Here is a 24,986-nt window from a genome sequence, read left to right on the forward strand (position 1 = left end):
GGCGAGCTCGGACGTCTCTCACTCGTCGTCTGTCGTTTCGTCACCGGGCGCAGCCTGGCTGACCGCGGCGGGAAGGTGCTGCGCGAGAAGTTGAGCCGCCGCCGACGTATCGATCCCGAATTGCGCCGCGATCCTTTCCACCAGCGGGTCACCGAGTGCCTGCCGCACATCTTCGACGCTGACCGGCAGGTTCTCTCCCGCACCGAGCCAGGAAGCGACATGCGGGCCGAGATCGCTTTGCCGGAGTGTTTGCGTGAGATCGGACAGACTGATGCCACTGCCCTCCAGCGCCTCCGCCAGGGAGCCGGCCGGCTGCCCCTCGGCAAGGCCGCTGATCAGACCGGAAATTCCGTTGAACAGACCCATTTGAAATCTCCCTAACCAAATACGGCCGGAAACGTTGCACACGTTCCGGCCGCGAATCAAGCAATCCCTGTCGGGATCGTGGTCAGGGACTCAGTATTTGCTGGCGTGCAGATGATGTTCGAGAGCCACCTTCTCGCACACATAGGCACCGCGCTTGGTCTTGCCGAAATACTTCGACTTTTCGCCATGGAAGACCTTGCTGCCCGTCGCGTGCCAAACCACCGTCCCGTGGCAGGCGGCCTTCGCCGCGCCGAGCGTCTTGTAGCCCGGCAGGGCGGCGGCGTGGGCGACATGATGCGTCTTCGCCTTGCTGTCCGGCGCCTTCTTGGTGGCGGCCTGGGCGGTGCCGGCGGCGCTCATGGTGAAGGCGAGCGCGAGCGCGGGAATTGTCGCGCGCAGGATCGTGCCGATGGTCATGGGAGATCTCTCCAATAAGAGGTTGGCTTGTCTTGCGGCCTGGCGATTCGGTCCGCCAGGCCGTGAGAGGGCGGTAACCAGACGTTGAGGCCAAATGATGGCAGGTTCGTAACAATCCGTCATAATCCGGCACGCGGTGACGACGGCACCAAAACCGCCTATCTAGCCGGCATGACCGACACACTCACGCTCGCCATCGCCCAGCTCGACCTTCATGTCGGCGCGATCGACCGCAATCTCGCGGCGATCCGCGCGGCCCGCGCCGAAGCCGCGCGCCGTGGCGCCGACCTGCTGGTCACGCCGGAACTCGGCATCGCCGGCTATCCGCCGGAAGATCTCGTGCTGAAGCCAGCCTTCGTTGCCGCCTGTGAAGCGGCTGCCGCCGAACTCGCCGCCGATACCGCGGATGGCGGGCCGGGCGTCATCGTCGGGCTGCCCTGGAGGGCGGAAGGCGCGCTGCATAATGCGGCTTTCGTGCTTGATGGCGGACGGATCATCGCCCGGCGGGCCAAGCACGAGTTGCCGAATTACGGCGTATTCGACGAAAAGCGGGTCTTCGCGCCCGGCCCGGCCCCCGGCCCGGTGATGTTCCGCGGGTTTCGCCTCGGGGTGATGATCTGCGAGGATTGGTGGCTGCCGGCCGTGTCGGAAACCCTGGCGGAGACCGGCGCGGAACTGCTCGTCTCGATCAACGGCTCGCCGTTCGAGGACGGCAAGCTGGGCGTGCGGTTGCAACTCGCGCTCAATCGCGTGGTGGAGACCGGCCTGCCCTTCGTCTTCGCGGCGATGACGGGCGGGCAGGACGAGATCGTTTTCGACGGCGCATCCTTCGCGCTGAATGCCGACCGCTCGCTGGCGCTGCGGATGCCGCATTTCCGTGCGGCGATCGAGACGCTCGTCTGGAAGCGGACAACCACGGGCCTGGTCGCGGAACCGCACGTTCTGCCGCCCGAGCCTGAGCGGCTCGACCTGGTCTACCGGGCAATGGTGATGGGACTGGCCGATTATGTGAACAAGAACGGGTTTCCCGGCGTCATTCTCGGCCTCTCGGGCGGGATCGACAGCGCGCTTTCGGCGGCGGTCGCGGTGGATGCGCTCGGGCCGGCGCGGGTGCGCGCGGTGATGATGCCGAGCCGCTATACCAGCGCGCACAGCCTCGAGGATGCCGCCGCCTGCGCGGATCTGCTCGGCATCCGCTGCGACACGGTGCCGATCGGCGGCGCCACCGAGGCTTTCGCCGCCGTGCTGGAACCGCTCTACGAGGGCCGGACACCGGATATCACCGAGGAGAACATCCAGTCCCGCGCGCGCGGACTGATCCTGATGGCGCTGTCCAACAAGCTTGGCCACATGGTGCTGACCACCGGCAACAAGTCGGAAATGTCGGTGGGTTACGCGACTCTCTACGGCGACATGTGCGGCGGCTATTCGGTGTTGAAGGATGTCTACAAGACGACGGTCTTCGCGCTGTCGCACTGGCGCAACGCCAATCGCCCGGCGGACGCGCTGGGGCCGGCCGGAGCAGTGATGCCCGAACGCGTGATCACCAAACCGCCCTCGGCAGAGCTGCGGGAGAACCAGACCGACCAGGATAGCCTGCCGCCCTACGACGTGCTCGACGCCGTGCTGGAAGGACTGGTTGAGGGCGAGAAATCGATCGAGGAACTGGTCGCGGCCGGGCATGATCGGGCGACCGTGGCACGCGTGTGGAAGCTGCTCGACCGTGCTGAATACAAGCGGCGCCAGGCGCCACCCGGCGTGAAGATTACCGCGCGCGCCTTCGGCCGCGACCGTCGCTATCCGATCACCAACGGATTCACCCGCCTGGTCGGCTGATCAGGATCCGACCCCGGCGGCAATGGCGCCGGCAACCGGGTAGCTCGTCTGCCCGGCGAGGCGCACCAGCAGCGTCTTGGCGCCGGCCGTCAGTGAAGCCGGGATGACGGCATCGCCATTGGTCCAGCGATGCCCGGACTCCAGCGCGTACCAGCCTTCCCCCAGCATTTCGCTCTCGAGCGGCACATGAACCATCCGCCCCTCGTTCATTATCAGCAGCTGGACGACGTCGAGACCGAGGCGACGGCGATCCTCGGCGTCCGGATGGAGTTCGGCGGGGACGACGACATTCGACATCAGCCGCAGATCGGTCGGCGACGCAGGCAGTTGCACGGCATAGGTCGTCGGATCGAGTGACGAGACGGGCAGGAAACGCCCGTTCGCGAGCACGCGCAGGCCGGGATCGGTCGTTATCTCGGCAGCGGGCAGCCGCGCATCGATGCGCGCCCGGATCGCGGCCAGCATCGGCCCCGATTCGACAAAGGGCGCACAACTGCGGGTTTCGCGCATCGTCTGTGCGAAATCGGGATGAAGGGTCATCGCATCATCGTCGCTTTCGAAGAAGCGGCGATTGCCCGTGTCGAGATAGGACTCGGTGGGCAGTCCTTCCGCGAGCAGGATGTCGTGGGTCTCGAGTTCGATGTGATAATAGGTGAAGTTGCGGCGCTGCTCCTGGACGATCGAGCGGCCGTTCACCAGCGCCTTGGCAGGCACGAGGCAACCATCGAGATAGATCGCATGATCGGGTGAGAGATAGAGTGTCCGCTCGGGCAGACCATCGTCGATTGCGCCGCGCTCGATCCGCACGGGCCAGACTGTTTCGGGCCGGGGATGGCGCTGGCTGTCGATCGTCCGGCGTCCGACCCAGCGCACCGGCCGCATGGCTCCGGATTTGGTGATCAGCCGATCGCCACGGTTCATGGTTTCAACCGGGATGTCGCCATTCAGGCCGAAGATCCTGGTTCCTTCGAGGAAACAAACCGAGGTGGTGACGCCGGCATTCCTGTCACTGGCCGGCTGCGGCGCGAGATCCGCAGACCCGGCGGAAGCGGCCGTCTGGTCCGCAACGCCTCTGGGCGCCAGATCGAAGGGGGACATCGCGGCTTGCGGTGAGGCAGCCTCCGCGGCGAAACGCGTCAGATCGACAAGGCCGGTCGTGCCGTGCATGTCCGTCTGCTGCAACGGTGCAACCGTGCTGACCTGGTCTTCCGCGTGATCGTGAAGGTCATTTTGCTCGATATCGAACGACTCGTCCGGATCATCGGGCGGATCGGAATCGATGCGCGGCATGGCAATGGGCGTCAGGACCGACAGAAGGAGTTCATCGGCATATTCGACATCGGCGGTTCCGCCGATAGTGCCGCTGATCGTGATCGGATCAACGGATGTGAACTGGAGATCCAGGATACCAAACGTCCTGGCTTCGGGATCGCGATTGCGCACTGCCGCGGACCGTGCCGGTTCCGGAGCCTTTCCGCCCGGCTTCGTCATCCTGCTCATCTTCTTCTCCCACCGGAACGTCGTGCCTGGCCCATAACAGGCATAAAAATCCGGGTAAGTTCAAAATTTGAAAAATTTTCAGTTTTATCTTTTTTTTTATACTTGATAGTATCGTATATGATTTCTGAAATTTGATCAAATTTATTATCGGTTATTTGAAGATGGCAACGCAAAACATTTTCGTTACAAAACTTTCTTTCTTATTTCGATCTCCCGGGTAGCGAGACAAATGCCGCAGGGTGAAAGCATGAAACACAACCGGAGCGACCCGCTCGGCGGATTGCTCCGGTCACAATACGCAGAAACCGGACCCCGGAGTTGAAGGGTCAGACCATCTTCTTGAGCGACGGCGATGCCTTGAATCGCACAGTCTTACCTGCTTTGACCTTGATTTCCTCGCCGGTGCGGGGGTTCACACCCTTGCGCGCCTTGGTCTTGCGGACGGTAAACGTGCCGAAGCTCGGCAGCGTGAACTTCCCGTTCTTTTTCAGTTCCTTGACGATTGCTTCCATCAGGTCCGTCGCGGCGCGGTTGGCGGCCACGCCCGTGATTTCGGCGGAGCCCTGAATGACCTCGGCGATAAACGCTTTCGACATGGTCGAAGCCTCTTTCCTGTCTAAGATCGGCTTTCGGGCCGATGCCGGCGTTTCCGGCAGGTTGGATAAATTGACGAATCGACCAACAACGAATCGATCGGCGGCGAATCTTGTAGCGATTCGCCGTATTATTCAACATACGAAAATGCGTTGACTGCCAATTTGCGCGCTCGTGGCGAAGTTGCGACGACACCGCAGCCGATTGTTCATCAATCGGCAAGAAAATCCGTTCAATCGAGCGAGATTGGCCAATCCAAGTGGCGAGGGCATCGGGATATCGATGCATTGCCGGTCGCTGATCCTTGATATTCGCCTACGAATTCACAGGCCAGGTCCGCTTGGCATCTTCAGACCCTACTGGATCGGATGGATGGCGATGCTGGCCTGATAGGAACGGCATGTATCCCCTGGCCGGTCAACCCCATTACGCCGGATGATGAGGCCTAGACGAACGCCATCACCACCAAACCGGCTAAAAACGACAGGCTTCCCAACGCAGCAGAGGCAAGACCGAACGTGAGGACGTCGGTAACGACGGAAACCGATGCCAGGACGATCGCGATCTGCAGCAGACCCACGACGATTTCAAGAAGGTGGTAACGCTCAAGCTGATGGTCGCGCGCCTCGGTCTGGCGCAGCGCCTGCGCGCGCAGTTGTGCCTTTCCTTCGCGGCCTTGCGGATCGGAGGCTTCCTTGTCTGCCCTTGCTTCGGCCGCCTGCGCCGCGCGGGCTGTTGCAGGGTCGTTGTCCTGGGTGGCAAACGCCTTGAGCAACTGCGCCTGCGAACGTGCGATATCGGCCTTGATCGCCTTGGCCTGGTAAAAGGACCAAGTGTCGTTCACGGCAATCTGCTTCGAGATATAGTCGTTCTGCGCCGATTTCTCGCCCATCTCGCAAATAGCGAGAGCGGCGGCGAGAATGCCGATCAGCAGCGCCATGCGCCGGGCGTGACGGTTTTCGGGGTGTTCGCGCAAATGCTTGTGGCGTTCGAGACTGTCCGTCGCCGTTTCAATACCGTCCATCACGCCGCCATCGGTGTCAGGGTAAAGCGCCAATCATCGGTCTGGGACATTGGGGGCAGTGGTGCCCAGGGGCGGAATCGAACCACCGACACTGCGATTTTCAGTCGCATGCTCTACCAACTGAGCTACCTGGGCACGGCGCAATCAGCGCGACGCGGGGTTTAGCCGAAGCCGGCGCGCGCATCAAGTCATCACCCTGCAATAACCGGCGATGGCTGCCGCGCGCGCTCAGTTCTTTACGAGGGCCGCCTCCGGCATCTCGATGTCGATCTCGAGCGTGGACACCGTGCCATCGCGGCCCAGCTTGACGTTCACCTTCTCGCGGTCGATCGATACGTGCTTGGCGATCACGGCAAGAATTTCTTCCTGCAGCACCACGGCGAGATCGGATTGGCCGGAGAGCGCGCGTTCATGGGCGAGCAGGAGTTGCAGCCGCTCGCGCGCAACCGGAGCGGTGCTGCGCGAGCGGGTGAAAAAATTGAACAGGTTCATGCGACCTTCCTGCCGAACAGACGGCTCATCAAGGTCTTCTTTTCGACCGGTGCGGTAATTTCGATCGTCTCGCCCATCAGCCGCCGGGCCGAATCGATATAGGCGCGGGCGGGCGCGGATGTTGGACTGTGCAACGTGACGGGACAGCCGACATTCGAGGCGCGCAGCACGTCCTCGCTGTCAGGGATGATGCCGATCAGAGGGATCGCGAGGATTTCCAGGATATCCTCGACCTTCAGCATCTCGCCACGGGCGGCGCGGCCGGCGTCGTAGCGGGTGAGCAGGAGGTGCTTCTCGATCGTTTCGCCCGCCTCGGCCCGCACGGTTTTCGAATCCAGCAGGCCGATGATCCGGTCGGAGTCGCGCACCGAGGACACCTCGGGGTTGGTCACCACCACGGCGACGTCGGCGTGGCGCATCGCGAGCGTGGCGCCACGCTCGATGCCGGCGGGGCTGTCGCAGATGATCCAGTCGAACTTCTCGCGCAGCTCGCCAATCACCCGTTCGACGCCTTCAGGCGTCAGCGCATCCTTGTCGCGGGTCTGCGACGCGGGCAGGAGCGACAGCGTGTCGACCCGCTTGTCGCGGATCAGCGCCTGCGCGAGTTTCGCATCGCCCTGCACGACGTTGACCAGGTCGAACACGACACGACGCTCGGCACCCATGACCAGATCCAGATTGCGCAAGCCGACATCGAAATCGACCACCACGACATTCTGCCCAGCCTGGGCGAGAGCTGCGCCCAGCGAGGCCGAAGAGGTCGTCTTGCCGACGCCGCCCTTGCCCGATGTGACTACGAGAACCTTCGCCATGAATGAATTCCTATCCCAATGCTGCGAGGCGCAGCTCCTTGTCATCCAGCCAGACCTGCACCGCCCGCCCCTGCAGGCCGGTGCCCCAGTGATCCGCCGTGCGGTAGAGACCGTCGATCGCGAGCAGTTCGGCTGCGAGGCGGGAGCAGAAGATCCGCGCCTCGTGACCGTTCGCGAGACCGGCGACGGCACGGCCGCGGAGCGTGCCGTAAACATGGATCGACCCGCCGGCAATAAGTTCGGCGCCCGAGGCAACAGGGCCGATCACCGTGATGTCGCCATCCTCGAAGACGATCGACTGGCCGGAACGGACCGGGCGGTCGATCAGCAGCGACGGGCGGGCCGAAGGAACAAGGGGTGCGGCTGGTGCCTCGACCGCCATGGCGGCTTCGGGTTCCGGAATCTCGATCGCACGGTCGCTACGACCTTCCCGACCCGGCGGAGCGAGATTGACGCCAAACCAGGGCGTTCCGGCCAGCCGCTCCATCTCCACCCCCTCGACGCCGATGATGCGCAGGTCACGCGCCTCGAGCGCCTTGAGAACGGCGGGAAGATCATCGCCGGTCGTCGCAAGAAGGGCGAGATTGACCACAACGGGGCGGCCCTCGAAAAAGCCGACAGAGCGCTGGATCTGCCGGTCGAGCGCATCGAGCCAGGCGCCGAAAGGCGATTCCGGCATGACGACCATGGCCATGAAGGTACGGCCACGGATTCGAATCGCAGGAAGCGGAATGGCTGTTTCAGACACGTGACCGACGTAGCGGGCCGCGGCTTGGCGCGTCAACAAGGGATTTTGGAAAAGTCCAGAAGCCAGCGAAACGATCAAGGACAGGACTGGATTTTTCCGGTTGGCCCGCATGCGCCCGATAGATGGCCCGGCAGGCCGCGACTCGGCGTGGCTGCCCCCCTCTTTTCAGTGCCCGCCGATCAGACCCGATGCCTCGGCCCTCGCACGGCTTTCCGCGATCGATCGTCCAACGCCGATCGCCGCCTCCAGCGCGCGACGCCCGGCTTCGGCGTCGACCAGCACCGGTGCGCCGTCCAGGCACGCGGCATGGAACGCGGCGTGCTCGGCGGCCAGCGCATCATGGTCTTCCCAGCCGGCCTGCTCGATGCCGAATTCCTCGAAACCGGGCATCCGCGGACCTCCGCCCTGCCCTCGCCCGACAAGGCTCAGCCGGCGCGCCGCGAAATCCACCGCGAGATAGCCCGCCTCGGAAAATATTCTCATCCGCCGCTCGGTCTTGAGGGAAATTCGGCTCGCGGTGACGGTGGCGACACAGCCGTTCACAAAGCGCACCCGTGCATTGGCGATATCCTCATGCGCGCTGGCGACTGCCGCGCCGACCGCATCGATGCTTTCGATCGGCTGGGCTACCAGGGCGAGAATGAGGTCAAGATCGTGGATCATCAGGTCGAGGATCACCGATACGTCGGTGCCGCGCGGCTTGAACGGGGCGATGCGCACGGCCTCGATATAAAGAGGCTTGCCCATCCGCGCGGCGACCGCGCCGTGGGCGGCGGAAAACCGCTCGAGATGCCCGACCTGGAGCACGAGGCCGCGCTCACACGCGAGGCGCCCGAGGATTTCCGCTTCTTCCACCGTCGCGGCAATCGGCTTTTCGACGAGAACATGACGCCCGGCCTCGAGCGCGCGCCGGGCCAGGGCGAAATGGGAGTCGGCCGGAGCGGCGACGATCACCGCGTCGGACGTCGCGATCAGTTCGTCGAGCGGGCGGACGACACAACCGGCTTCCGCCGCCACCGCCGCGGCACGGCCCGCATCGGGATCGGACACGCCGACCAGATCGGCCCGCTCGGAAGCGGCCGTCTTCAACGCATGGTAGCGGCCGAAATGGCCGACCCCGATCACACCAACCCCGAGTTTCTGCATCACTTTCCGTTCCCGACCGCAGCGGGCTTGCACCCGCAAGCCGAGGCCGCCATACCACCCATGCCTTGCCGTTGGGAGCCCTTCGCCTGTCATGCTTTATTTCACGCGCCTGAAAACCACCCTGATCGTGCTGTTCTGCGCGATCGGCGTGCTGCTCACGCTGCCGAACCTGATCAAGCGGCCGGTGCCGGGCATTCCCTGGCCACAGATCCATCTCGGCCTCGACCTGCGCGGCGGATCCTACCTGCTGATGCAGATCGACATGAACGCCGTCGTGAAGGAGCAGCTTGCGAACCTGACCGACGAGGTGCGCCACGCCCTGCTCCAGGCCGATATCGGCTATACCGATCTCGGCGGGGACGTTGCAGCGCGGCGGGTCCAGTTCAATCTCGTCAAGCCGGGCGAGGCGCCGAAGGTGCGGCAGATCCTCGCGAAGCTGGTCTCGCCGGTGGCGGCGGCCGGCGGCGCGCCGGATCTGGACGTGAAGGTGTCGGATGCCGGAGCCGCAACGCTGACCCTCTCGCGCCCGGCACTGATCGCCAAGCAGACGCAGGCCATCGCCCAGTCGATCACCATCATCGGCCGCCGCATCGACGGCAGCGGCGTGGTGGACCCGCAGATCGCGCGGCAGGGCGCAGACCAGATCGTCATCCAGTTGCCCGGCGTGTCCGACCCGAACCAGATCAAGAAACTGCTCGGCAAGACCGCTCACATGACCTTCCACATGGTCGCGGAGGACGTGAACCCGGAGACCAAGACACCGCCGCCTGGCGTCGAGATCCTGCCGATGAGCGATGGCAGCGGCCGGAAGCTCGCGATCCGCTCGCGCGTCGCGGTCGACGGCGCGGACCTGACCAACGCCCAGGCCGGGCAGGACCCGCAGAGCGGGCAATGGGTGGTGAACTTCACCTTCAACAGTGTCGGCGCCCGCAAATTCGCCGACATCACGACCCATAACGTCGGCAAGCTGTTCGCCATCGAGCTCGATCGCAAGATCATCGAGGCGCCGGTGATCCGCACGCCGATCGTCGGCGGGCGGGGACAGATTTCGGGCAGCTTCACGGCCAAGAGCGCATCCGACCTCGCGCTGTTGCTGCGCGCCGGGGCCCTGCCCGCCCCGCTCAAGGTGGTCGAGCAGCAGAGCGTCGGGCCGGAACTCGGCGCCGACGCGATCCGCGCCGGCATCGTCTCGCTGGCGGTGGGCTTCGTGCTGGTCATCACCTTCATGGCGAGTTTCTATGGCCTGTTCGGCTGGTTCGCGAACATCGCCCTCGTGGTCAATCTGCTGCTGTTGATCGCCGTGCTGTCGCTCATGGGGGCGACGCTGACGCTGCCGGGCATGGCGGGCATCCTGCTGACGCTCGGCATGGCGGTGGACTCGAACGTGCTGATCAACGAGCGCGTGCGCGAGGAGGTCAAGCTCGGCCGCAAGCCGCTCGCGGCGCTGGAGGCCGGCTACAAGCGCGCCTACGGTACCATCATCGACAGTAACGTGACGACGCTGCTGGCCCACATCATGCTGTTCATCTTCGGATCGCCGCCGGTGCGCGGCTTCGCGGTGACCATCTGTGTCGGCATCATCACAACCCTGTTCACGTCGACCGTGCTGGTCCGGCTGATCACGGCGCGCTGGTATGTCGCGCGCCGTCCCGCCGCACTGCCGGTTCTCTGAGGCCCGCGCCATGAAATTCCTCACCCGCCCCGCCTTCCGCCTGGTGCCGGACGGCACGCGCATCCAGTTCATGAAGGGACGGTTCATCGGCCTCGCGGTCTCGGCCATTCTCTCGACCGCGTCGGTGATCCTGTTCTTTCATCCCGGCCTCAATCTTGGCCTCGATTTCCGCGGCGGCGTCGTCATTCAGGTGGCAACGCCGCAGAAGCCGGATTTCACCAGGCTGCGGGCGGAACTCGCGGCGGTGCATCTGCCCGGCGCCTCCCTGCAGAGCTTCGGCGGCGACAAGGGCGTGCTGATCAGCCTCGAATCCCAGGACAATGCAAAGGATACGCAGAAATCCCTCGCCGCCGCGGAAGGAGTGGTGAAGCAGAACCTGCCCGGTGCGAAGATCCTCTCGACCCAGGCGATCGGCGCCTCGGTCTCGGCGACGCTGTTCCAACAGGGGCTGATCGCGCTCGGGATCAGCTTCCTGATGATCCTGGTCTACATCTGGTTCCGCTTCGAGTGGCAGTTCGCCGTCGGCGCGGTGGCGACGCTGATCCTCGACGTGACCAAGACGATCGGCTTCATGGTCATCACCCGCCTGCCCTTCGACCTGGTCACCATCGCCGCGATCCTGACCGTGATCGGCTATTCGACTAACGACAAGGTGGTTGTGTATGACCGGATGCGGGAAAACCTGCGCAAATACAAGACCATGCCGCTGCGCGAGCTGATCGACCTGTCGATCAACGAAACCCTCAACCGCACGCTCGGCACATCCAGCACGGTGTTCCTCGCCGCCCTGCCGCTTGCCCTGTTCGGCGGCGCCTCGCTCTCCGGCTTCGCCTGGGTGATGCTGTTCGGCATCGTCGTCGGCACCTCGTCGTCGATCTATATCGCGGCGCCGATCCTGCTGCTGCTCGGCGAGCACCGGTTGCGCCGGGGCAACCCGAAAGTCGCCGACGATCCGACCGTCGCGAAGGACACGGCCCGCGCCTCGCGCTGAGAGACTCGCCTTCCGGAGGACTTCAAACCCGAAGGCGCAATGCACAGATCCGGAGTCGCACCGATGAGGAGACCCCGCCATGGCCGATCCGGATCGTGACAGGAAACGCGTGATCGACACCGAGGAACCCGAGCCGGTTCCGCTCGAAATCCCGCCCGAGCATGTCGCCTTCATTATCCTCAAGGCACGCGCCGTCGAGGCCCATTTGCCGCCGGTCGAGCCGGAGGAAGAGCCCGAAGCGGGCACGCCTCCGCCCGAGGAGGAGACCGACATGCTCGACGAGCAGGCCGGCGATGAAAGCGAGACGGAGTTGCGGGAGGCCATCGACCTTCTGTCCGACGAGGCCGCGACCGACCTGCTGGCTCTCTTTCTTGTCGGCCGCGGTGATTTCGGCAGGGAGGAGTGGGCCGACGCCCGCGCCCAGGCGGCGGAGCAGATCAACGGCAACCTTGCTGATGACCTGCTCGGCGAAACCGGCCTCGGCGACATGCTTGAGGAAGGGCTGAACGCGCTCGGCTATGCGCCCGAGGCTCTCGAACCGGACGCCTGAACGCTATTTCACCGCAGCGACGATCGAATCGGCCAGCGCCGCCGCGGTGCAGGCATAGCCCCGATCGTTCATGTGCATGCCATCGGCGGCGAGGAAACCGGAGGGATCGGCGCCGGCGCGCGCCCAAGCGCGCATGAGCACATCGCGCGAGAACAGGCCCACCCGGTAGCGCCGGGCCAGATGAGCAAGGGCGGCGTTGATCCGCGCATTGTCGGGCGAGTGCAACAGGCGGCGCGACCGCTGGTTATCCATCAGCACCACATCGAGATTGGCTGCGCGAAGTCTGCGCAATCCCTGCTCCACCAGAGCGGTGAACCGGTCCGGCGATTCGCCGCGCATCGCCGCATTGGCGCCGACCTGCCAGATGACCAGCACGGGCCTCAGGGCAAGCACATCGCGCTCCATCCGGCGGTCCTCGCGCAGCGCGTCCTCGCCGCTGATGCCGCGATTGATCACGCTGATCTCCGCGTCCGGCAACCGGTCGCCAAGGTCGTCCTGCAACATCGCGGGATAGGAATCGCCGATGTCGTGCGCCATCGCACCCCAGGTGGATGACGAACCGATCGCCGCGATCACGACCGGCTGGCCCTGGTGGATCGCGGCCCGCAGATGCGGCAGACGCAGATATTGCACCGGCACGGTCGGGCAGGACGGCGCGGCCGCCGCCGTCCCGGCCAATGCGAAAAGCAGCAGGAGACTAGGAAACAGACGGTTTGGCATCTTTCACCCTGTACCAGGCGGCGATCGCGGCGACGCCGAGCAGCGCGGCGAGACCGGCGAGATTGACGACGATCTGCATCGCCCAGCCGTCATCGGTGTCCATCACGATGCGCCCGGCATAGGAGAGCAGGATACTCGCGCAATAGGTTGGCAGGCCGTACTGGCCGATCAGGACGAAGACGCGGGCGAGGCGACTGCTCAGAAACCGTCCTTCGGCGCGGACATGGCGGGAGGCGAGCCAGGCAAGCGAGAGAATGGAGGCCAGCCGGTACGGATGCAGGCCGGTCTTGTCGATATTGCTCACGAATGGCTTGAGCAGTGGCGGGATGTGCTTCGCGAGGGACGGCTCGATCCATGTGGTCAGCAGGATCGCGAAGCCGATCAGCAGCAGCACGACCGCAACCGCATCGGTCGCGAGAACGGGCAAATCCGGCTTGCCATAGCGCGAGAACAGCATGCCGAGGACGAAGAGCAACTGCCAGGTGAACGGGTTGAAGTACCAGCCGTGGCCACTGTGGGTCGGCAGGTTCCAGCCATAGATCCGTGCGCCGGCATAGAGCGCGAAACTGAGCACGAGCAGTGCGCGCGGAAAGCGCAGCATGAAGAGCAACGGCGCGATGCCGCCCATGATGGCGACATAGAGCGGCAGGACATTCAGATAGGCCGGCTGGTAGAGCAGCGGCACGGCCTCGATGATCGCCGAAAGCGGCTTCGCAACCAGATGATCGATTCCCACCCCGGAAATGTATTGCGGCCGCGCGAACCAGATGGCCGCAAGCGCAACCTGCGCTGCGAACAGCACGAAGAGGAAAATATGCGCGATATAGAGCGTCCAGGCGCGCTTGAGCATGTCGGCCGAGGCGGAAAGTGGCCCCGCGCGATCCATCTTGCGGCCATAGACAAGGGCGGCGGCAAAGCCGGCAAGCAGGATGAAGATTTCCGTCGCGTCGTTCAGTGCGAGGTTGCGCACGGTGAAGCGGGCCAGCGTGTCGTGCGGGATATGGTCGAGAAAGATGCAGAACAGCGCGATGCCGCGGAAGAAATCGACCCTGAGGTCGCGCCCGTCGCGGACGAGTTGCATCATCCGGCAGCGCGGCGGGCGGAAAGCGCGAGGGCGAGTGTGCCCTCGTCGAGGATCTCGATACTGCCGCCGACGGGAACGCCCTGGGCAAGCCGGGTAACGCTCACGCCACAGGTCGCGAGCCGTTCGGTGAGATAATGCGCGGTGGCCTGGCCATCGACGGTGGCCGGCAGGGCGAGAATCACCTCGCGCACCGATCCGTCGAGCCGGGCGACGAGTCGGTCGATGCCGAGATCTTCGGGGCCATGGCCGGCAATGGCCGACAACAGGCCGCCGAGGACATGATAGCGGCCGCGATAGACTGCCGCGCGTTCCAGCGCCCATTGATCGGCCACCGTCTCGACCACGCAGATCAGCGGTTCGCGGGCGGCATCGGCGCAGATCATGCAGGGTTGTTGGGAATCCAGTCCGCCGCAGGTCGGGCAGACGGCGACGCGCTGGCAAGCGGCATCAAGGGCCGCGATCAGCGGCAGCAGGCGCTGCTCGCGCTCGGCCATCAGCCGCAGCACGATGCGCCGCGCCGAACGCGGCCCGAGACCCGGCAGCCGCGCCATCAGCCCGACCAGCCGCTCGATCTCCGGGCCCATCATCGCAGGAATATCCGCCTATGCAGCCTCAGAACGGCAGCTTCATGCCGGGCGGCAGCGAAATCCCGCCCGTCACTTTCTGCATTTCCTCGGCAGCGAGGGTTTCCAGCCGCGACTTGGCGTCGCGATGGGCGGCGACGATCAGGTCCTGAAGCATCTCGGCATCGTTCGGGTCGATCAGCTTGGGATCGATCTCGATCCCCTTCATCTCCCCCTTGCCGGACAGCGTGACCTTCACCAGGCCGGCGCCGGCCTCGCCCCGGATCTCCATGGCTTCGAGACGCGCCTGCATCTCCTGCATGTTCTGCTGCATCTGCTGGGCCTGCTTCATCAGGCCGGCGAGGTTCTTCATCAGTCGATCTCCATGGCATCGGCGATATCGTCGTCGGAAATCGGCGGGACATCGTCGAAGCGGTCATCATCCATCACGGGCGGCTCCGCAAGGGCGGGCGGCGCGTCGACCTCGACGCTCGCGATCTTCGCCCCAGGAAACGTCTCGAAGATGGCCCTGACCAGCGGATGGTCGAGTGCCTCGTTGCGCGCCGTCTCGCGTGCCGTGGTTTCGGCCTCGACCATGCTCGGTGCGCCGGCGGCGCGGGACAGGGCGATGGTCCATCGCCGTCCGGTTTCCGCCTCGAGAAACCTGGCGAGGCGGGACGAAAGATCGCGAGGCGCCTCGGGGGTAAGGTTCAGTTCGATCACCGGCGGCGCGAACCGCACCAGCCGGGCATCGTGGCGGAGATGGGCATAGAGCAAGGCGTCCCGTTTCTCGCCGGCCAGGGCAATCACGTCCTCGAACCGGGCAAGGCGCGGGGCCGTTGCCGGGGCGGTCTCGGCCGGCGCGACCGGGGCGCCGTTCACCACCGCCCTTGGGGCCGGGCCGGGCGCGGACGCGGGCGCGGCATTGCCGCGGGCCACCGTCCCCTCGCCAGACAGGCGCCGAACCAGTTCGCCGGGTGGCGGCAGGTCGGACACGTAGCAGAGGCGGATCAGGATCATGTCGGCGGCGGCGCGCCGGTCGGTCGCCTGCTCCACCTCGGCGACGCCCTTGAGCAGCATCTGCCAGAGGCGGCCGAGAAACGGCACCGAAAGCCGCGCGGCCAGCGGCGCGCCGCGGGCGCGGTCGAGCTCGGGCAATTCGCTGCCCTCGGCCAGGGCCGGGATCGCCTTCAGGCGCGAGAGCGTATGGGCGAGGCCGAGCAGATCCTGCATCACCAATACCGGATCGGCGCCGGCTTCATGCGCGCGGTCCATCACGCCGAGCGCACCGGCCGGATCGCCGGCGGCGACGGCCTCCAGCAGATCGAAGACCATGCCGCGATCGGCCAGGCCGAGCATATCGGCCACCAGTTCGGCCGTGACCGGTGCCCCCTCATCGGCCCGGGCGATCGCCTGGTCGAGCAGGGAGAGCCCGTCGCGCACCGACCCGTCGGCGGCGCGCGCGACGGCGTCGAGCGCGCCACCTTCGACCGCGACCGCCTCCTTCTCCGCGATGCGGGCAAAATGCGCGGCCAGCACATCGACCGGCACCCGCTTGAGGTCGAAACGCTGGCAGCGCGAGAGCACGGTGATCGGCACCTTGCGGATTTCCGTGGTGGCGAACACGAATTTCACGTGCGGCGGCGGTTCCTCCAGCGTCTTGAGCAGCGCGTTGAACGCGTTGCGCGAGAGCATGTGGACCTCGTCGACGATGAACACCTTGGTGCGGGCGATCATCGGGCGGAAGCGCGTCGCCTCGATGATCTCGCGCACGTCGTCGACCCCGGTGTTCGAGGCCGCGTCCATCTCCACCACGTCGGGGTGGCGGTCGGCGAGGATCGCGACGCAGTTGTCGCACACGCCGCAGGGATCGGGCGTGGGACCGCCCTGCCCGTCCACCCCGGTGCAGTTCAGCGCGCGGGCGAGAATCCGCGCCGTCGTCGTCTTGCCCACACCGCGCACGCCGGTGAGCATGAAGGCGTGGGCGATGCGGTTCATCGCGAAGGCGTTGCGCAGGGTGCGGACCAGCCCGTCCTGGCCGATCAGGTCGTCGAAGGTGGTCGGGCGGTATTTGCGGGCGAGGACGCGGTAGGACTCGGCATGGACCGGGGCGGCGGCCTCGGGCAATTCGTCGTCGCCGAACAGCGACGGTCCCGGCGGCGGCGGCTCGGACCTGGGCTGATCGTCCGTCTCGTCGTCGTCGAACAGACCGGCCATGCGCCTCCGATGAGCTGGGCTGGATTGAGAGGTGGGAGACCGGAACCGCGACCCGTGCGGAAACTCGTTGCGGCTGCTGCCTTCCGGCCCTGACCGGGTTGGCGAGGCGCCCGTCCGCGACCGGCCTCCCGCTTTCCATATCTATCCTTTGAAGCCTCTTTGCAAGGCCGGCTTGCCGGCACCGTGGACCGGTGCCACCTTCCCGCCATGCACGATATTCCGCTCCCTTCCGCCCTGCTCTACAGCTCCGCCCGGCTCGACCGCGCCAGCCACCGCCGCACCGATGCCGACTGGCTGGCCGCGGCCCGCGCCGATACGGGCGCCGGCTTCGTCGCCTACTGGCGCGGCAAGCTGCTGATCGCTCCCGAACCGGAACCCCGCGCCGTGCTCGATGCCCCGCCGCGCGAGGACGCGGGGGAAGGCGTCTTTCTCGGGCTGATGAACGGCAGCCCGGTCTTCGCCGTCGATCTTTCGGCACATGACGCGCCGCTCGATGCTTTGCACCGTCCGCGCGGCGCGTTTCTCGAACTGCGCGGGCTGACCGCGACGCTGCCGGCCGAGGAGGCCGGGCTGCTCGCCACAGCGCGCGGCCTGCTCTACTGGCAATCCCGCCACAAATTCTGCGGCGTCTGCGGCGGCGCCTGCGCTCCCGAACGCGGCGGCCACACCATGCGCTGCGCGCAATGCGGCACCGAGCATTTCCCGCGCACCGACCCCGCGGTGATCATGCTGGTTGCGAAAGGCGACCGCGTGCTGCTCGGCCAGTCACAGAAATTTCCGCCCGAGCGGAACATGTTCTCGACCCTCGCCGGCTTCGTCGAACCGGGCGAAAGTCTCGAAGATGCGGTGCGCCGCGAAACCCTTGAAGAGGTCGGCGTTCACGTGGGAACGGTTTCCTATACCGGCAGCCAGCCCTGGCCGTTTCCGGCCTCACTGATGCTGGGTTTCCGTGCCGAAGCGGTGAGCGAGGCGATCACGCTCGACGCCGAGGAAATGCGCGCCGCCGCGTGGTTCACCCGCGCGGATCTCGCGAACCGCCGCGAAGCGGGCTTCAACCTGCCACCACGGGATTCGATCGCGCGCAAGCTGATCGAGGACTGGATTGCCGAGGAGCATTGAACCAGACACCGAATTGTCATCAGATAACGTTTGATATCGAACGAATTGCGTCGTATAGCGGGCGCATCACAACCTGACGGAGAGTCGAAATGGCGAAAGTTCTTGTGCTCTACTACAGCACCTGGGGCCATGTTGAGACGATGGCCAAGGCCGTGGCGGAAGGGGCGAAGGCCGCCGGAGCGGAGGTGACGCTGAAGCGCGTGCCGGAGACCATGCCGGAAGACACCGCGAAGGCGATCCACGCAAAGACCGACCAGGACGCGGCGGTCGCAACGCCGGCGGAACTCGCCGACTACGACGCGATCATTTTCGGCACGCCCACGCGCTTTGGCAACATGTGCGGCCAGATGCGCAATTTCCTCGACCAGACCGGCGGCCTCTGGGCCAAGGGCGCGCTGATCGGCAAGGTCGGCTCGGTCTTCGCCTCGACCGGCACGCAGCATGGCGGCCAGGAAACCACCATCACCTCGTTCCATACCACGCTGTTCCATCACGGCATGATCGTGGTCGGCGTTCCGTATTCCAACCCGGAGCTGACCAACATGAACGAGATCACCGGCGGCACGCCGTATGGCGCAACCACACTGGCCGGCGCCGACGGTTCCCGCCAGCCGAGCGCCAACGAACTCGCCATTGCCCGCGCGCAGGGCAAGCATGTCGCCGGGATCGCCGCAAAGCTCGCCGGCTAAACGGACGAACGGGCGGCGCCGCAAGGGCCGCCCTTTGTCCCCGTCTTGTCATATGACTTCACCGAGACAGCGGGGTAGACGGGGGCCGAATTGATCGATGGAGGTCCCGCATGACAATATCCCGCCGCGGTTTTCTGGGCACCGGCGCCGAACTCACGGCCGCCTCCCTGCTTGCCGCCGCGCCGGCCGCGCATGCCGGAACGGCCGATGCATTTCGCTTCCTCTCGATCGGTGACTGGGGCCGCGACGGCGCGCATCATCAGCGCAACGTCGCCCAGGCCATGGCTGATCGGGCCGCCGCCGATTCGCCGCGCTTCATCCTTTCGCTTGGCGACAATTTTTATGAATCCGGTGTGAAATCCGTCAACGATCCGCAGTGGAAAACCAGCTTCGAGGACGTCTACGATCAGGCCTCGCTGCAGCGCCCGTGGAAAGTAATCCTCGGCAACCATGATTATCGCGGCAACGTGCCCGCGCAGATCGAATATTCGAAACGCTCGAAGCGCTGGCAGTTGCCGGCCCGCTACTACACCCACACCGAAACGCTGCCCGGCGGCGGCGAGGCGGAGATCTTCTTCCTCGATACCTCGCCCTTCATCCGGAAATATGTTGGCACAGTCACCGATATTTCCGGGCAGGACCCGCACGCCCAGCGCGCCTGGCTCGATGATGCGCTCGGTCGATCGGCCGCCCGCTGGAAGATCGTGGTGGGGCATCATCCGCTCTACACCGCCCTTGGCGGACCCGGCCACGACCAGCCCGACCTGATCGCGGCACTCGAACCGGTCCTGCGCCGCCATGGCGTGAAGCTCTACATCAACGGCCATGACCACTCGATGCAATATGTCGAGATGGGCGGAGTTTCCTACGTGACCAACGGCGTCGGATCGGAAATCTACGATCCCGGCACGCCGAGCCGCGCGGGATTCTGCCTTGGCGCACATGGCTTCCTGACGACGTCAGTCACACGCGAGGCGATTGCGTTCGCCTTCATCGACATGGACGGCAAGACGCGTTTCGCGAAGTCCATCTCGGCCTGAGGTCGTCGCGCCGCCGGCTCACGCGCGCTCGCGCCACCAGCCGGCGACAATCAGCAGAAGTCCAAGAAGCACGCCCGGAATTGCCGGTGGCAGTTTCACATCACGCTCACCGGTCACGATGCTGGCATGGCGTCGCCGGTAGAGCCCCTGCCAGCCTGGCGCCGGGTCATGTGCGAGCCAGACGATCCGCCCGCCGCTGCGGCGCGCGAGCGGCGCGAAAATCCGGCTGCTCGCGGCCAGATCCCGCTGCTCTGCCGGATCCTCGTCTGCGGCGGCGGCATAGGCGGTGCGGCCGCCGCCGGCAACCCGCCACACACCGGGCCCGCCGGCCGACAGGGAGGCCGCAAACCTCCCGGGCGCAGTGCGGTGCAGCGCGATGGTCATGGTCCGGCCGTCCGGCGCCGTCACCGTCACCGAACCTGGGGGGCCATCCGGCCCGATCCGGCGTATGCTCAGCCGCCCCGCCGCAATGGACGCATGCAACTGACGCGCCGCAAGTGACGGATCGCCGAGCAGCCAGTGGACCGTGCGACCAAGCAGCGCCGCCGCCGGCCCGCGCATCGCCGCATCGCCCGCCAGCGCGCCGCGTGCCCAAAGCCAGAATTGATCGGAAAGCAGCATTGCGACCCGCCCCTTGCCCTCATGCGCAAGAACGAGCAGCGGCGCCGCCACGCCCGGCACGCGAAGCAGCGTCACGCCGCGGCGCCGCTGCACCGTTTCATAGCGATACCAGGGACCGAGTGAATCACGCGCGAAACGGGCGGTCACCGGGTCGCGCAGCCCTGCACGCGTGAGCTGGGGCGTGAAGGCGCCAGTCACCGTGCCGGCACCATAGGGGCGCACCGGGAGGATCGGCCCGAGCGGCGAATCGGCGATCGACCGGTTCCCTTCGAATTCCGGCCCGGCCTCGACCAGCAGCGCGCCGCCGGCGCGGACATGGCGCGCGATATTCGCGAGATAGGGCGGCAGCAACAGATCATCATTCGCGAACTGGTCGAGAATGATCAGGTCGAACTTTCCGATATCCCGGTCGAACAACTGGTCCACCGGAAAGGGAATCAGCGCCATGTCCCGCAGCGGCGCCGGCATCGGCTCGTCGGGCAGGCGGAGGATGGTGAAATTCACCAGCCGCACGGCGGGATCGGATTTCAGCAGCAGCCGCCAGGCCCGCAGCCCCGGATTGGGCCGGCCGGCGATCAGCAGCACCGTCAGCCGCCGCCGCACGCCATCGAGATGGAACACCGCCTGGTCATTGGTGCGGGACACCTCACCCGCCAGCGGCGCCGCCGACACCGCAACGACCGCGCGCCCGGCATGCGAGACATCGAGCGGCACTGTCTCCGTCTGTCCCACCCGTGCGCTGACCACATGGACCGTGTGCCCATCGACCGAGATGCCGACCGGAACCGCGGTGCCGCGATCCTCGACGCCATGGTCCCGGACGACGAAACGCAGCGTCACCTTGTGGCCGACCAGCCCGTAGCGCGGTGCTGAAATCAGGCGCAGCGCCCGATCCGTCTGGCCCGGCGCGGCGGGGATCAATGCCGAGACAGGCACGCCGTCGGGCAGTCGGCTCGGCGGTGCGTCGGTGGCTTCGCCATCGGTGATGGCGACGATGCCCGCGAGTTCCCCGGGCGGAATTCCGGAGAGCGCCGCCTTCAGCGCGGAGAAAAGCGGCGTTCCATCATGCCCGTCGCCGGCGACGGCAACGGTGCGGAGGGTGACACCTTTCGGCACCGTGGCAGCAAGATGCCGATAGGCGGCAGCGGCAAGCGCCGCGCGCCGCCCGATCGCCATCGAGGGTGAGCGGTCGCGAATGACCACGATCGTGTCCGGCAAGGGCGCGGTCGTGCGCACCTGCCAGCGCGGTCCGGCCAGCACGGCAAGCAGGAAGAGAAGGCCGGCGAGTCGCAGCCAGGCGCCGCGCGCCCGGCGAAGCAGGCCGATGCCGCCGAACGCGAGCGCAATCGCGGCCAGTCCCGCAATCAGAGGCCAAGGCACCAGCGGCGCAAAGACGACGGGTATCGTCATTCGCCGAGTCTTCGGAGAATGGCGGGGATCTGCAACTGATCCGCCTTATAGGTGCCGGTCAGCGCATACATCACCAGATTGACGCCGAACCTGCCGGCCTTGTCGCGCTGGCCGGGGGTTCCGGGCAGAAGAGCCTGCAAGGGATTGCCGGCCTGGTCGAGTGCCCAGGCACCGGCCCAGTCATTCGCGCCGATCACCACCGGGCTCACGCCGTCGGCGTCGCGGCCGCCTGGCGCGGCAATGTAGACCGGCGCTCCGTCGAAACGGCCGGGAAAACTGCGCGTGAGAAAGAAGGTGTGCGCCAGGGTGTCACGGTCGGTCAGCGGCCTGAGGGGCGGCAGGGAGAGACAGGCCGTCGCCCGGCGCAGTGCGGCGCCGGCGCCCGGGTCGAACCCGGCACCCGAACCGGCGCTTCCGGGGTTGCCGCCATCGGTGTCGATCACCAGCAGGCCACCGCCGCGCATGAACGCGTCGAGCGCCGCACAGGCAGCCGGATCGGGCGGACGGGTCGCAGACGTCACCATCCAATAGAGCAGCGGATAGAGATTGAGATTGCCCTGCCCCGGCACCACGCCCTGCGGTGTGCCGAGCACGGCGGCGGTCTCCTCGTTCACCTGGGTGGAGAGCGCCGTCAGTCCGGCACGCACGATGGCGTCGGTTGCCGGATCGCCGGTGCGGACATAGGCGAGCGATGCGGTCAGCGCCGCCGCCGGTGGCGCCGCGCGCGCATGCGGCGCCGGGACAAGCATGCAAAGCCCGGCCGCGCCCGCCAGAACACGCAGCTGAAGGGCGCCACGGAGCAGCAGCGTCGCCACCATGTCGACGAGCAGCAGGGCCATCGCGGCGGCCAGCAGGTCGGGGCCGAAGCGGCGCGCTCGCGGCAAGGCATCGAGCCCGGTCACCGGCACCAGTGCAGGCCACGAGGCCGCGGCGAGTGCCGGCACATGACCGCCGAGATCGAGCGCCGCCGAACCGCGGGCATTGCCCCACAATCCTGGCGGATGAGCGGGCGAAACCATGATGTTGCCCAGTTTCGCCGCATCCAGCGGCCGCGCGGCTGCGCCGGGCGGCACCAGCCGGCCTTCGCCGTCAAGCACGCGAACCGGCGTGAGTTGACCGGATTTCGGCACACGACCCGCCCCGAGACGGACCAGGCGGCGAATCAGCGCGGGAAAATCGGCAGCAAGCGGCAGGTCCGACCAGCCCGGATTGGCGGCCGTCAACACATCGACCAAGGCACCGCGCCCTTCGCGCCTGCCGAGTATGATCGGCGTGCCATCGGCCAGACTGGCCCAGACGGTTGCCGGATCGAGCCGCGCCGGGTCCGCGAGGCTCTGGCGGCGGACGCGCGCATCGCGCGGCAAGGCCATTCCTGCCAGCGGCGAATCCGGCGCGAAGGACGCGATGGCCTCCGGGTGTCCGCCGGCCAGGGCACCCGCCAGGTCGCGAACGCCGGGCAGAAGCGCATCTGGATTCAGCGAATCGGGCCTTGATGCGGTGAGCGGCCCGGCAAAGCGGATGACGACCCCGCCCGCCGACATGAAGCGCCGCAGCCACGCGATCTCGCGCGGATGCAGGTTCACATCCGCCAGGATGAGCGCGCCGGGATCAGCCCCCTCCACACTGCTGAACGATCCGGCGACCACTTTCGTTCCATTGGGGAGAGCCCGGCGCACGTAATAGAGTGCGCCGGTGAAGCGCTGCTCGGCATCGGCCGCGCCGCCCGCCACAAGCCCGACCAGCAGCCCCTTCGACGCGCCGTCCAGCAGGGCGACCGCCGCTGGCCCGGCAATGCCGGGAATGACGAGGCGCCTCACCCGCGCCTGAAGTGCAACCGGCAGGTCGATCCGGGCTGCACCTTCAGACGTTCCAGGTTGCACCTTTATGTCCACGCGGGCGAGCGCGCTCCCTGCGCCGTCTTCGGCGAGGACGGGAACCGAGACCGCTGCCGCCTGCGGCACGACGCCGACCCGGGCAAGGAGAGATCCGTCCGGCAAGAGGCCCGGCGGCTCCAGCAGTCGAAGCCGCGCGGGCGATGCGGCAACGATTCGCGCCGGGCGGAGTGCGGCAACAAAACCGCGAAGGCCTTGCGCGGCCAGACCGTCGGCGACGTATACGGCGGTAAGATCAGGATGCGCGCGCCGCACCGCGCGGACAGCGGCCGCAGCGGCGGCACGGTCCGTCGGCCAGGCCTCGGGACGAAGCCCGCCGATCGCGGCCAGCGCGGCGGAGCGGTCCAGCAGGGCGCTGGCGCGAGGCAGATGCCCCGCGGCATCTCGTGCCGTCGGCAGCACGATCACGCCGCGCCGGCCCGATTGATCGACGATGCGCCGCGCCGCCTCCTGCCGCGCCGGAAAGTCGGCCGCGCTGGCCCAGCCATTGTCGATCGCCAGCAGAACCGGGCCTGCGCCGCCAAGGATTGGAGGCGGTACGATCTGCGGGCCGGCGAAGCCGATGATGATTGCGGCAGCCGCAACCAGTCGCAGAAGCAGCAGCCAGAGCGGCATGCGCGCCGGGCTCCGGGCGGTGGGCGGGATGTCGCGCAGCAGTCGGATCGCCGGAAACAGCTGCCGGCGCGGCGCCGGCGGGGTCGCACGAAGGATGAAATATAGTCCCGGGAGCAGCAGTAACCCGGCGAGGACGGCAGGAGCAGCGAAACTGACCGGGCCGATCATCGCGCCGGTTCAAGCGCAGACCGCAGGGCGGCGAGCGCCGGGCCGGCAGGAGTGTCGGTGCGGTGGAACAACGGGCGCAGCCGCGCCGTTTCGGCGGCACGGACGACGGCGGCACGTTGCGCGGCCAGGCGCGCGCGATAGGCGACGGCAACATCCTCGGCAGAAGCGACATCTTCCGGACGCCCTCCCGCCGGATCCTCGAACAGCACACGACCGCGGAACGGAAAATCGCATTCGGCGGGATCAAGCACCTGAAGCAGGACGCCACCCCGCAGACTGGCCCCCATGGCCGACAGCGCGGCCGCGACCTCCTCCGGAGGGTCGAGGAAGTCTCCGATCAGCGCAAGGCGGCCGGGGCCGGGCGCGACTGTCTTCGGCAGCAGAAAGCCGGCAGCGAGGCGTTCAAGCGCCCCGGGTCCGCCAAGCGGTGCCGTGCGGCGCCAGGCAGCGACGCGTTCGCCGCCATCGAGCGCGAGCGCGGCCAGGGCGAGACCGAGCACCAGCGCGCGGTCGAATTTCGGTTCGCTCGCGCCGGCGGAGTGGAACGCCATGCCGGGATGATCGGCGATATCCAGCATCAGCGTTTCGATGGTTTCCCACTCCCGCTCGCGGACATACAGCCGTTCGCCGCGTGCGCTGCGCCGCCAGTCGATGCTGCGGGCGGAGTCGGCCTCGTGGAGTTCGCGATATTGCCAGAACT

At 66.6% G+C, this 24,986-nt stretch carries 24 protein-coding genes, 1 tRNA gene and 1 other RNA gene; 7 read left to right on the forward strand and 19 right to left on the reverse strand.

The window, feature by feature from the left end:
* Positions 1 to 18: 18 nt before the first annotated feature.
* Together APM_RS03495 and APM_RS03500 are read right to left on the reverse strand one after the other, a co-directional pair.
* Entirely contained in the window at positions 19 to 366 is a 348-nt protein-coding gene (locus tag APM_RS03495) for a YidB family protein (protein ID WP_007421975.1), read from the reverse strand.
* Between the two features lie 90 nt (positions 367 to 456).
* Complete coding sequence (locus APM_RS03500) at positions 457 to 783, reverse strand: hypothetical protein (RefSeq protein WP_007421976.1); 327 nt, start codon at positions 781 to 783, stop codon at positions 457 to 459.
* 171 nt (positions 784 to 954) lie between these two features.
* Here APM_RS03500 and APM_RS03505 point away from each other — a divergent pair, with 171 nt between their 5' ends.
* Entirely contained in the window at positions 955 to 2,619 is a 1,665-nt protein-coding gene (locus APM_RS03505) for an NAD+ synthase (RefSeq protein WP_192826783.1), read from the forward strand.
* On the opposite strand, the gene APM_RS03510 is transcribed toward APM_RS03505, so the two are convergent.
* The 8 genes from APM_RS03510 to APM_RS03545 form a co-directional block, all read right to left on the reverse strand.
* Positions 2,620 to 4,110 carry a Hint domain-containing protein gene (locus tag APM_RS03510; RefSeq protein ID WP_007421978.1) on the reverse strand — a complete coding sequence of 497 codons (1,491 nt, stop codon included), beginning with the start codon at positions 4,108 to 4,110 and terminating at the stop codon, positions 2,620 to 2,622.
* A 335-nt stretch (positions 4,111 to 4,445) separates the two neighbouring features.
* Positions 4,446 to 4,715: an HU family DNA-binding protein gene (locus APM_RS03515; protein ID WP_007421979.1), complete on the reverse strand. Its 270-nt coding sequence runs from the start codon at positions 4,713 to 4,715 to the stop codon at positions 4,446 to 4,448.
* A 443-nt stretch (positions 4,716 to 5,158) separates the two neighbouring features.
* Positions 5,159 to 5,737: a DUF4337 domain-containing protein gene (locus APM_RS03520; RefSeq protein WP_231295250.1), complete on the reverse strand. Its 579-nt coding sequence runs from the start codon at positions 5,735 to 5,737 to the stop codon at positions 5,159 to 5,161.
* A gap of 59 nt (positions 5,738 to 5,796) precedes the next feature.
* Positions 5,797 to 5,872, reverse strand: a tRNA-Phe gene (locus tag APM_RS03525).
* Between the two features lie 93 nt (positions 5,873 to 5,965).
* Complete coding sequence (minE, locus tag APM_RS03530; protein WP_007421981.1) at positions 5,966 to 6,229, reverse strand: cell division topological specificity factor MinE; 264 nt, start codon at positions 6,227 to 6,229, stop codon at positions 5,966 to 5,968.
* Positions 6,226 to 7,041, reverse strand: a complete 816-nt coding sequence (minD, locus tag APM_RS03535) for a septum site-determining protein MinD (RefSeq protein ID WP_007421982.1) — start codon at positions 7,039 to 7,041, stop codon at positions 6,226 to 6,228. The genes minE and minD overlap by 4 nt, the downstream gene beginning before the upstream one ends.
* A gap of 10 nt (positions 7,042 to 7,051) precedes the next feature.
* Positions 7,052 to 7,900, reverse strand: a complete 849-nt coding sequence (minC, locus tag APM_RS03540; RefSeq protein WP_138919154.1) for a septum site-determining protein MinC — start codon at positions 7,898 to 7,900, stop codon at positions 7,052 to 7,054.
* Between the two features lie 54 nt (positions 7,901 to 7,954).
* A complete protein-coding gene (locus tag APM_RS03545; protein ID WP_007421984.1) occupies positions 7,955 to 8,935 on the reverse strand; it encodes a Gfo/Idh/MocA family protein in 981 nt (326 codons plus the stop codon).
* Between the two features lie 91 nt (positions 8,936 to 9,026).
* Between APM_RS03545 and secD the strand changes: the two genes are divergently transcribed.
* The 3 genes from secD (at position 9,027) to APM_RS03560 (ending at position 12,148) form a co-directional block, all read left to right on the forward strand.
* On the forward strand, positions 9,027 to 10,607 hold the full coding sequence (gene secD / locus APM_RS03550; RefSeq protein ID WP_007421985.1) for a protein translocase subunit SecD: 1,581 nt from the start codon (positions 9,027 to 9,029) through the stop codon (positions 10,605 to 10,607).
* A gap of 10 nt (positions 10,608 to 10,617) precedes the next feature.
* A complete protein-coding gene (gene secF, locus APM_RS03555; RefSeq protein WP_007421986.1) occupies positions 10,618 to 11,598 on the forward strand; it encodes a protein translocase subunit SecF in 981 nt (326 codons plus the stop codon).
* A gap of 79 nt (positions 11,599 to 11,677) precedes the next feature.
* Positions 11,678 to 12,148 carry a DUF3775 domain-containing protein gene (locus tag APM_RS03560; RefSeq protein ID WP_007421987.1) on the forward strand — a complete coding sequence of 157 codons (471 nt, stop codon included), beginning with the start codon at positions 11,678 to 11,680 and terminating at the stop codon, positions 12,146 to 12,148.
* Between the two features lie 3 nt (positions 12,149 to 12,151).
* On the opposite strand, the gene APM_RS03565 is transcribed toward APM_RS03560, so the two are convergent.
* From APM_RS03565 to ffs, 6 genes are all read right to left on the reverse strand, one after another.
* Positions 12,152 to 12,868, reverse strand: a complete 717-nt coding sequence (locus tag APM_RS03565) for an SGNH/GDSL hydrolase family protein (protein WP_012039739.1) — start codon at positions 12,866 to 12,868, stop codon at positions 12,152 to 12,154.
* Positions 12,846 to 13,952 carry an OpgC domain-containing protein gene (locus tag APM_RS03570; protein ID WP_013640480.1) on the reverse strand — a complete coding sequence of 369 codons (1,107 nt, stop codon included), beginning with the start codon at positions 13,950 to 13,952 and terminating at the stop codon, positions 12,846 to 12,848. Before APM_RS03570 ends, APM_RS03565 begins: the two co-directional genes overlap by 23 nt.
* A complete protein-coding gene (gene recR, locus APM_RS03575; protein WP_007421990.1) occupies positions 13,949 to 14,539 on the reverse strand; it encodes a recombination mediator RecR in 591 nt (196 codons plus the stop codon). The genes APM_RS03570 and recR overlap by 4 nt, the downstream gene beginning before the upstream one ends.
* A gap of 25 nt (positions 14,540 to 14,564) precedes the next feature.
* A complete protein-coding gene (locus APM_RS03580) occupies positions 14,565 to 14,888 on the reverse strand; it encodes a YbaB/EbfC family nucleoid-associated protein (RefSeq protein WP_007421991.1) in 324 nt (107 codons plus the stop codon).
* Positions 14,888 to 16,732: a DNA polymerase III subunit gamma/tau gene (locus tag APM_RS03585; protein ID WP_007421992.1), complete on the reverse strand. Its 1,845-nt coding sequence runs from the start codon at positions 16,730 to 16,732 to the stop codon at positions 14,888 to 14,890. Before APM_RS03585 ends, APM_RS03580 begins: the two co-directional genes overlap by 1 nt.
* Positions 16,733 to 16,763: 31 nt before the next feature.
* Positions 16,764 to 16,861, reverse strand: an RNA gene (gene ffs, locus APM_RS20200) — signal recognition particle sRNA small type.
* 78 nt (positions 16,862 to 16,939) lie between these two features.
* Between ffs and nudC the strand changes: the two genes are divergently transcribed.
* The 3 genes from nudC to APM_RS03600 all read left to right on the forward strand — a co-directional run bounded on the left by nudC (position 16,940) and on the right by APM_RS03600 (position 19,580).
* Positions 16,940 to 17,851: an NAD(+) diphosphatase gene (nudC, locus tag APM_RS03590; RefSeq protein WP_007421993.1), complete on the forward strand. Its 912-nt coding sequence runs from the start codon at positions 16,940 to 16,942 to the stop codon at positions 17,849 to 17,851.
* Positions 17,852 to 17,940: 89 nt separating this feature from the next.
* A complete protein-coding gene (gene wrbA / locus APM_RS03595; RefSeq protein WP_007421994.1) occupies positions 17,941 to 18,540 on the forward strand; it encodes an NAD(P)H:quinone oxidoreductase in 600 nt (199 codons plus the stop codon).
* 110 nt (positions 18,541 to 18,650) lie between these two features.
* The gene (locus APM_RS03600) at positions 18,651 to 19,580 is read left to right on the forward strand and encodes a tartrate-resistant acid phosphatase type 5 family protein (RefSeq protein ID WP_007421995.1); all 930 of its coding nucleotides are present in this window, start codon (positions 18,651 to 18,653) and stop codon (positions 19,578 to 19,580) included.
* 18 nt (positions 19,581 to 19,598) lie between these two features.
* Here APM_RS03600 and APM_RS03605 read toward each other — a convergent pair whose 3' ends face one another.
* From APM_RS03605 to APM_RS03615, 3 genes are all read right to left on the reverse strand, one after another.
* Complete coding sequence (locus APM_RS03605) at positions 19,599 to 21,611, reverse strand: hypothetical protein (protein WP_007421996.1); 2,013 nt, start codon at positions 21,609 to 21,611, stop codon at positions 19,599 to 19,601.
* Positions 21,608 to 24,286, reverse strand: coding sequence for a DUF4159 domain-containing protein (locus APM_RS03610; protein WP_007421997.1), 2,679 nt, complete (start codon positions 24,284 to 24,286; stop codon positions 21,608 to 21,610). Before APM_RS03610 ends, APM_RS03605 begins: the two co-directional genes overlap by 4 nt.
* Positions 24,283 to 24,986, reverse strand: a 704-nt coding sequence (locus APM_RS03615; RefSeq protein ID WP_007421998.1) for a DUF58 domain-containing protein, incomplete at its 5' end; no start/stop codon positions are given. The genes APM_RS03610 and APM_RS03615, both read right to left, overlap by 4 nt.

This window comes from Acidiphilium sp. PM (assembly GCF_000219295.1).
Lineage (GTDB): Bacteria > Pseudomonadota > Alphaproteobacteria > Acetobacterales > Acetobacteraceae > Acidiphilium > Acidiphilium multivorum.

What these genes read in the sequence shown, in the direction of transcription:
- APM_RS03495 (WP_007421975.1), bottom strand. Translation starts at nt 366, where the DNA reads ATGGGTCTGTTCAACGGAATTTCCGGTCTGATCAGCGGCCTTGCCGAG.
- APM_RS03500 (WP_007421976.1), bottom strand. Translation starts at nt 783, where the DNA reads ATGACCATCGGCACGATCCTGCGCGCGACAATTCCCGCGCTCGCGCTC.
- APM_RS03505 (WP_192826783.1), top strand. Translation starts at nt 955, where the DNA reads ATGACCGACACACTCACGCTCGCCATCGCCCAGCTCGACCTTCATGTC.
- APM_RS03510 (WP_007421978.1), bottom strand. Translation starts at nt 4,110, where the DNA reads ATGACGAAGCCGGGCGGAAAGGCTCCGGAACCGGCACGGTCCGCGGCA.
- APM_RS03515 (WP_007421979.1), bottom strand. Translation starts at nt 4,715, where the DNA reads ATGTCGAAAGCGTTTATCGCCGAGGTCATTCAGGGCTCCGCCGAAATC.
- APM_RS03520 (WP_231295250.1), bottom strand. Translation starts at nt 5,737, where the DNA reads ATGGACGGTATTGAAACGGCGACGGACAGTCTCGAACGCCACAAGCAT.
- minE (WP_007421981.1), bottom strand. Translation starts at nt 6,229, where the DNA reads ATGAACCTGTTCAATTTTTTCACCCGCTCGCGCAGCACCGCTCCGGTT.
- minD (WP_007421982.1), bottom strand. Translation starts at nt 7,041, where the DNA reads ATGGCGAAGGTTCTCGTAGTCACATCGGGCAAGGGCGGCGTCGGCAAG.
- minC (WP_138919154.1), bottom strand. Translation starts at nt 7,900, where the DNA reads ATGCGGGCCAACCGGAAAAATCCAGTCCTGTCCTTGATCGTTTCGCTG.
- APM_RS03545 (WP_007421984.1), bottom strand. Translation starts at nt 8,935, where the DNA reads ATGCAGAAACTCGGGGTTGGTGTGATCGGGGTCGGCCATTTCGGCCGC.
- secD (WP_007421985.1), top strand. Translation starts at nt 9,027, where the DNA reads ATGCTTTATTTCACGCGCCTGAAAACCACCCTGATCGTGCTGTTCTGC.
- secF (WP_007421986.1), top strand. Translation starts at nt 10,618, where the DNA reads ATGAAATTCCTCACCCGCCCCGCCTTCCGCCTGGTGCCGGACGGCACG.
- APM_RS03560 (WP_007421987.1), top strand. Translation starts at nt 11,678, where the DNA reads ATGGCCGATCCGGATCGTGACAGGAAACGCGTGATCGACACCGAGGAA.
- APM_RS03565 (WP_012039739.1), bottom strand. Translation starts at nt 12,868, where the DNA reads ATGCCAAACCGTCTGTTTCCTAGTCTCCTGCTGCTTTTCGCATTGGCC.
- APM_RS03570 (WP_013640480.1), bottom strand. Translation starts at nt 13,952, where the DNA reads ATGATGCAACTCGTCCGCGACGGGCGCGACCTCAGGGTCGATTTCTTC.
- recR (WP_007421990.1), bottom strand. Translation starts at nt 14,539, where the DNA reads ATGATGGGCCCGGAGATCGAGCGGCTGGTCGGGCTGATGGCGCGGCTG.
- APM_RS03580 (WP_007421991.1), bottom strand. Translation starts at nt 14,888, where the DNA reads ATGAAGAACCTCGCCGGCCTGATGAAGCAGGCCCAGCAGATGCAGCAG.
- APM_RS03585 (WP_007421992.1), bottom strand. Translation starts at nt 16,732, where the DNA reads ATGGCCGGTCTGTTCGACGACGACGAGACGGACGATCAGCCCAGGTCC.
- nudC (WP_007421993.1), top strand. Translation starts at nt 16,940, where the DNA reads ATGCACGATATTCCGCTCCCTTCCGCCCTGCTCTACAGCTCCGCCCGG.
- wrbA (WP_007421994.1), top strand. Translation starts at nt 17,941, where the DNA reads ATGGCGAAAGTTCTTGTGCTCTACTACAGCACCTGGGGCCATGTTGAG.
- APM_RS03600 (WP_007421995.1), top strand. Translation starts at nt 18,651, where the DNA reads ATGACAATATCCCGCCGCGGTTTTCTGGGCACCGGCGCCGAACTCACG.
- APM_RS03605 (WP_007421996.1), bottom strand. Translation starts at nt 21,611, where the DNA reads ATGACGATACCCGTCGTCTTTGCGCCGCTGGTGCCTTGGCCTCTGATT.
- APM_RS03610 (WP_007421997.1), bottom strand. Translation starts at nt 24,286, where the DNA reads ATGATCGGCCCGGTCAGTTTCGCTGCTCCTGCCGTCCTCGCCGGGTTA.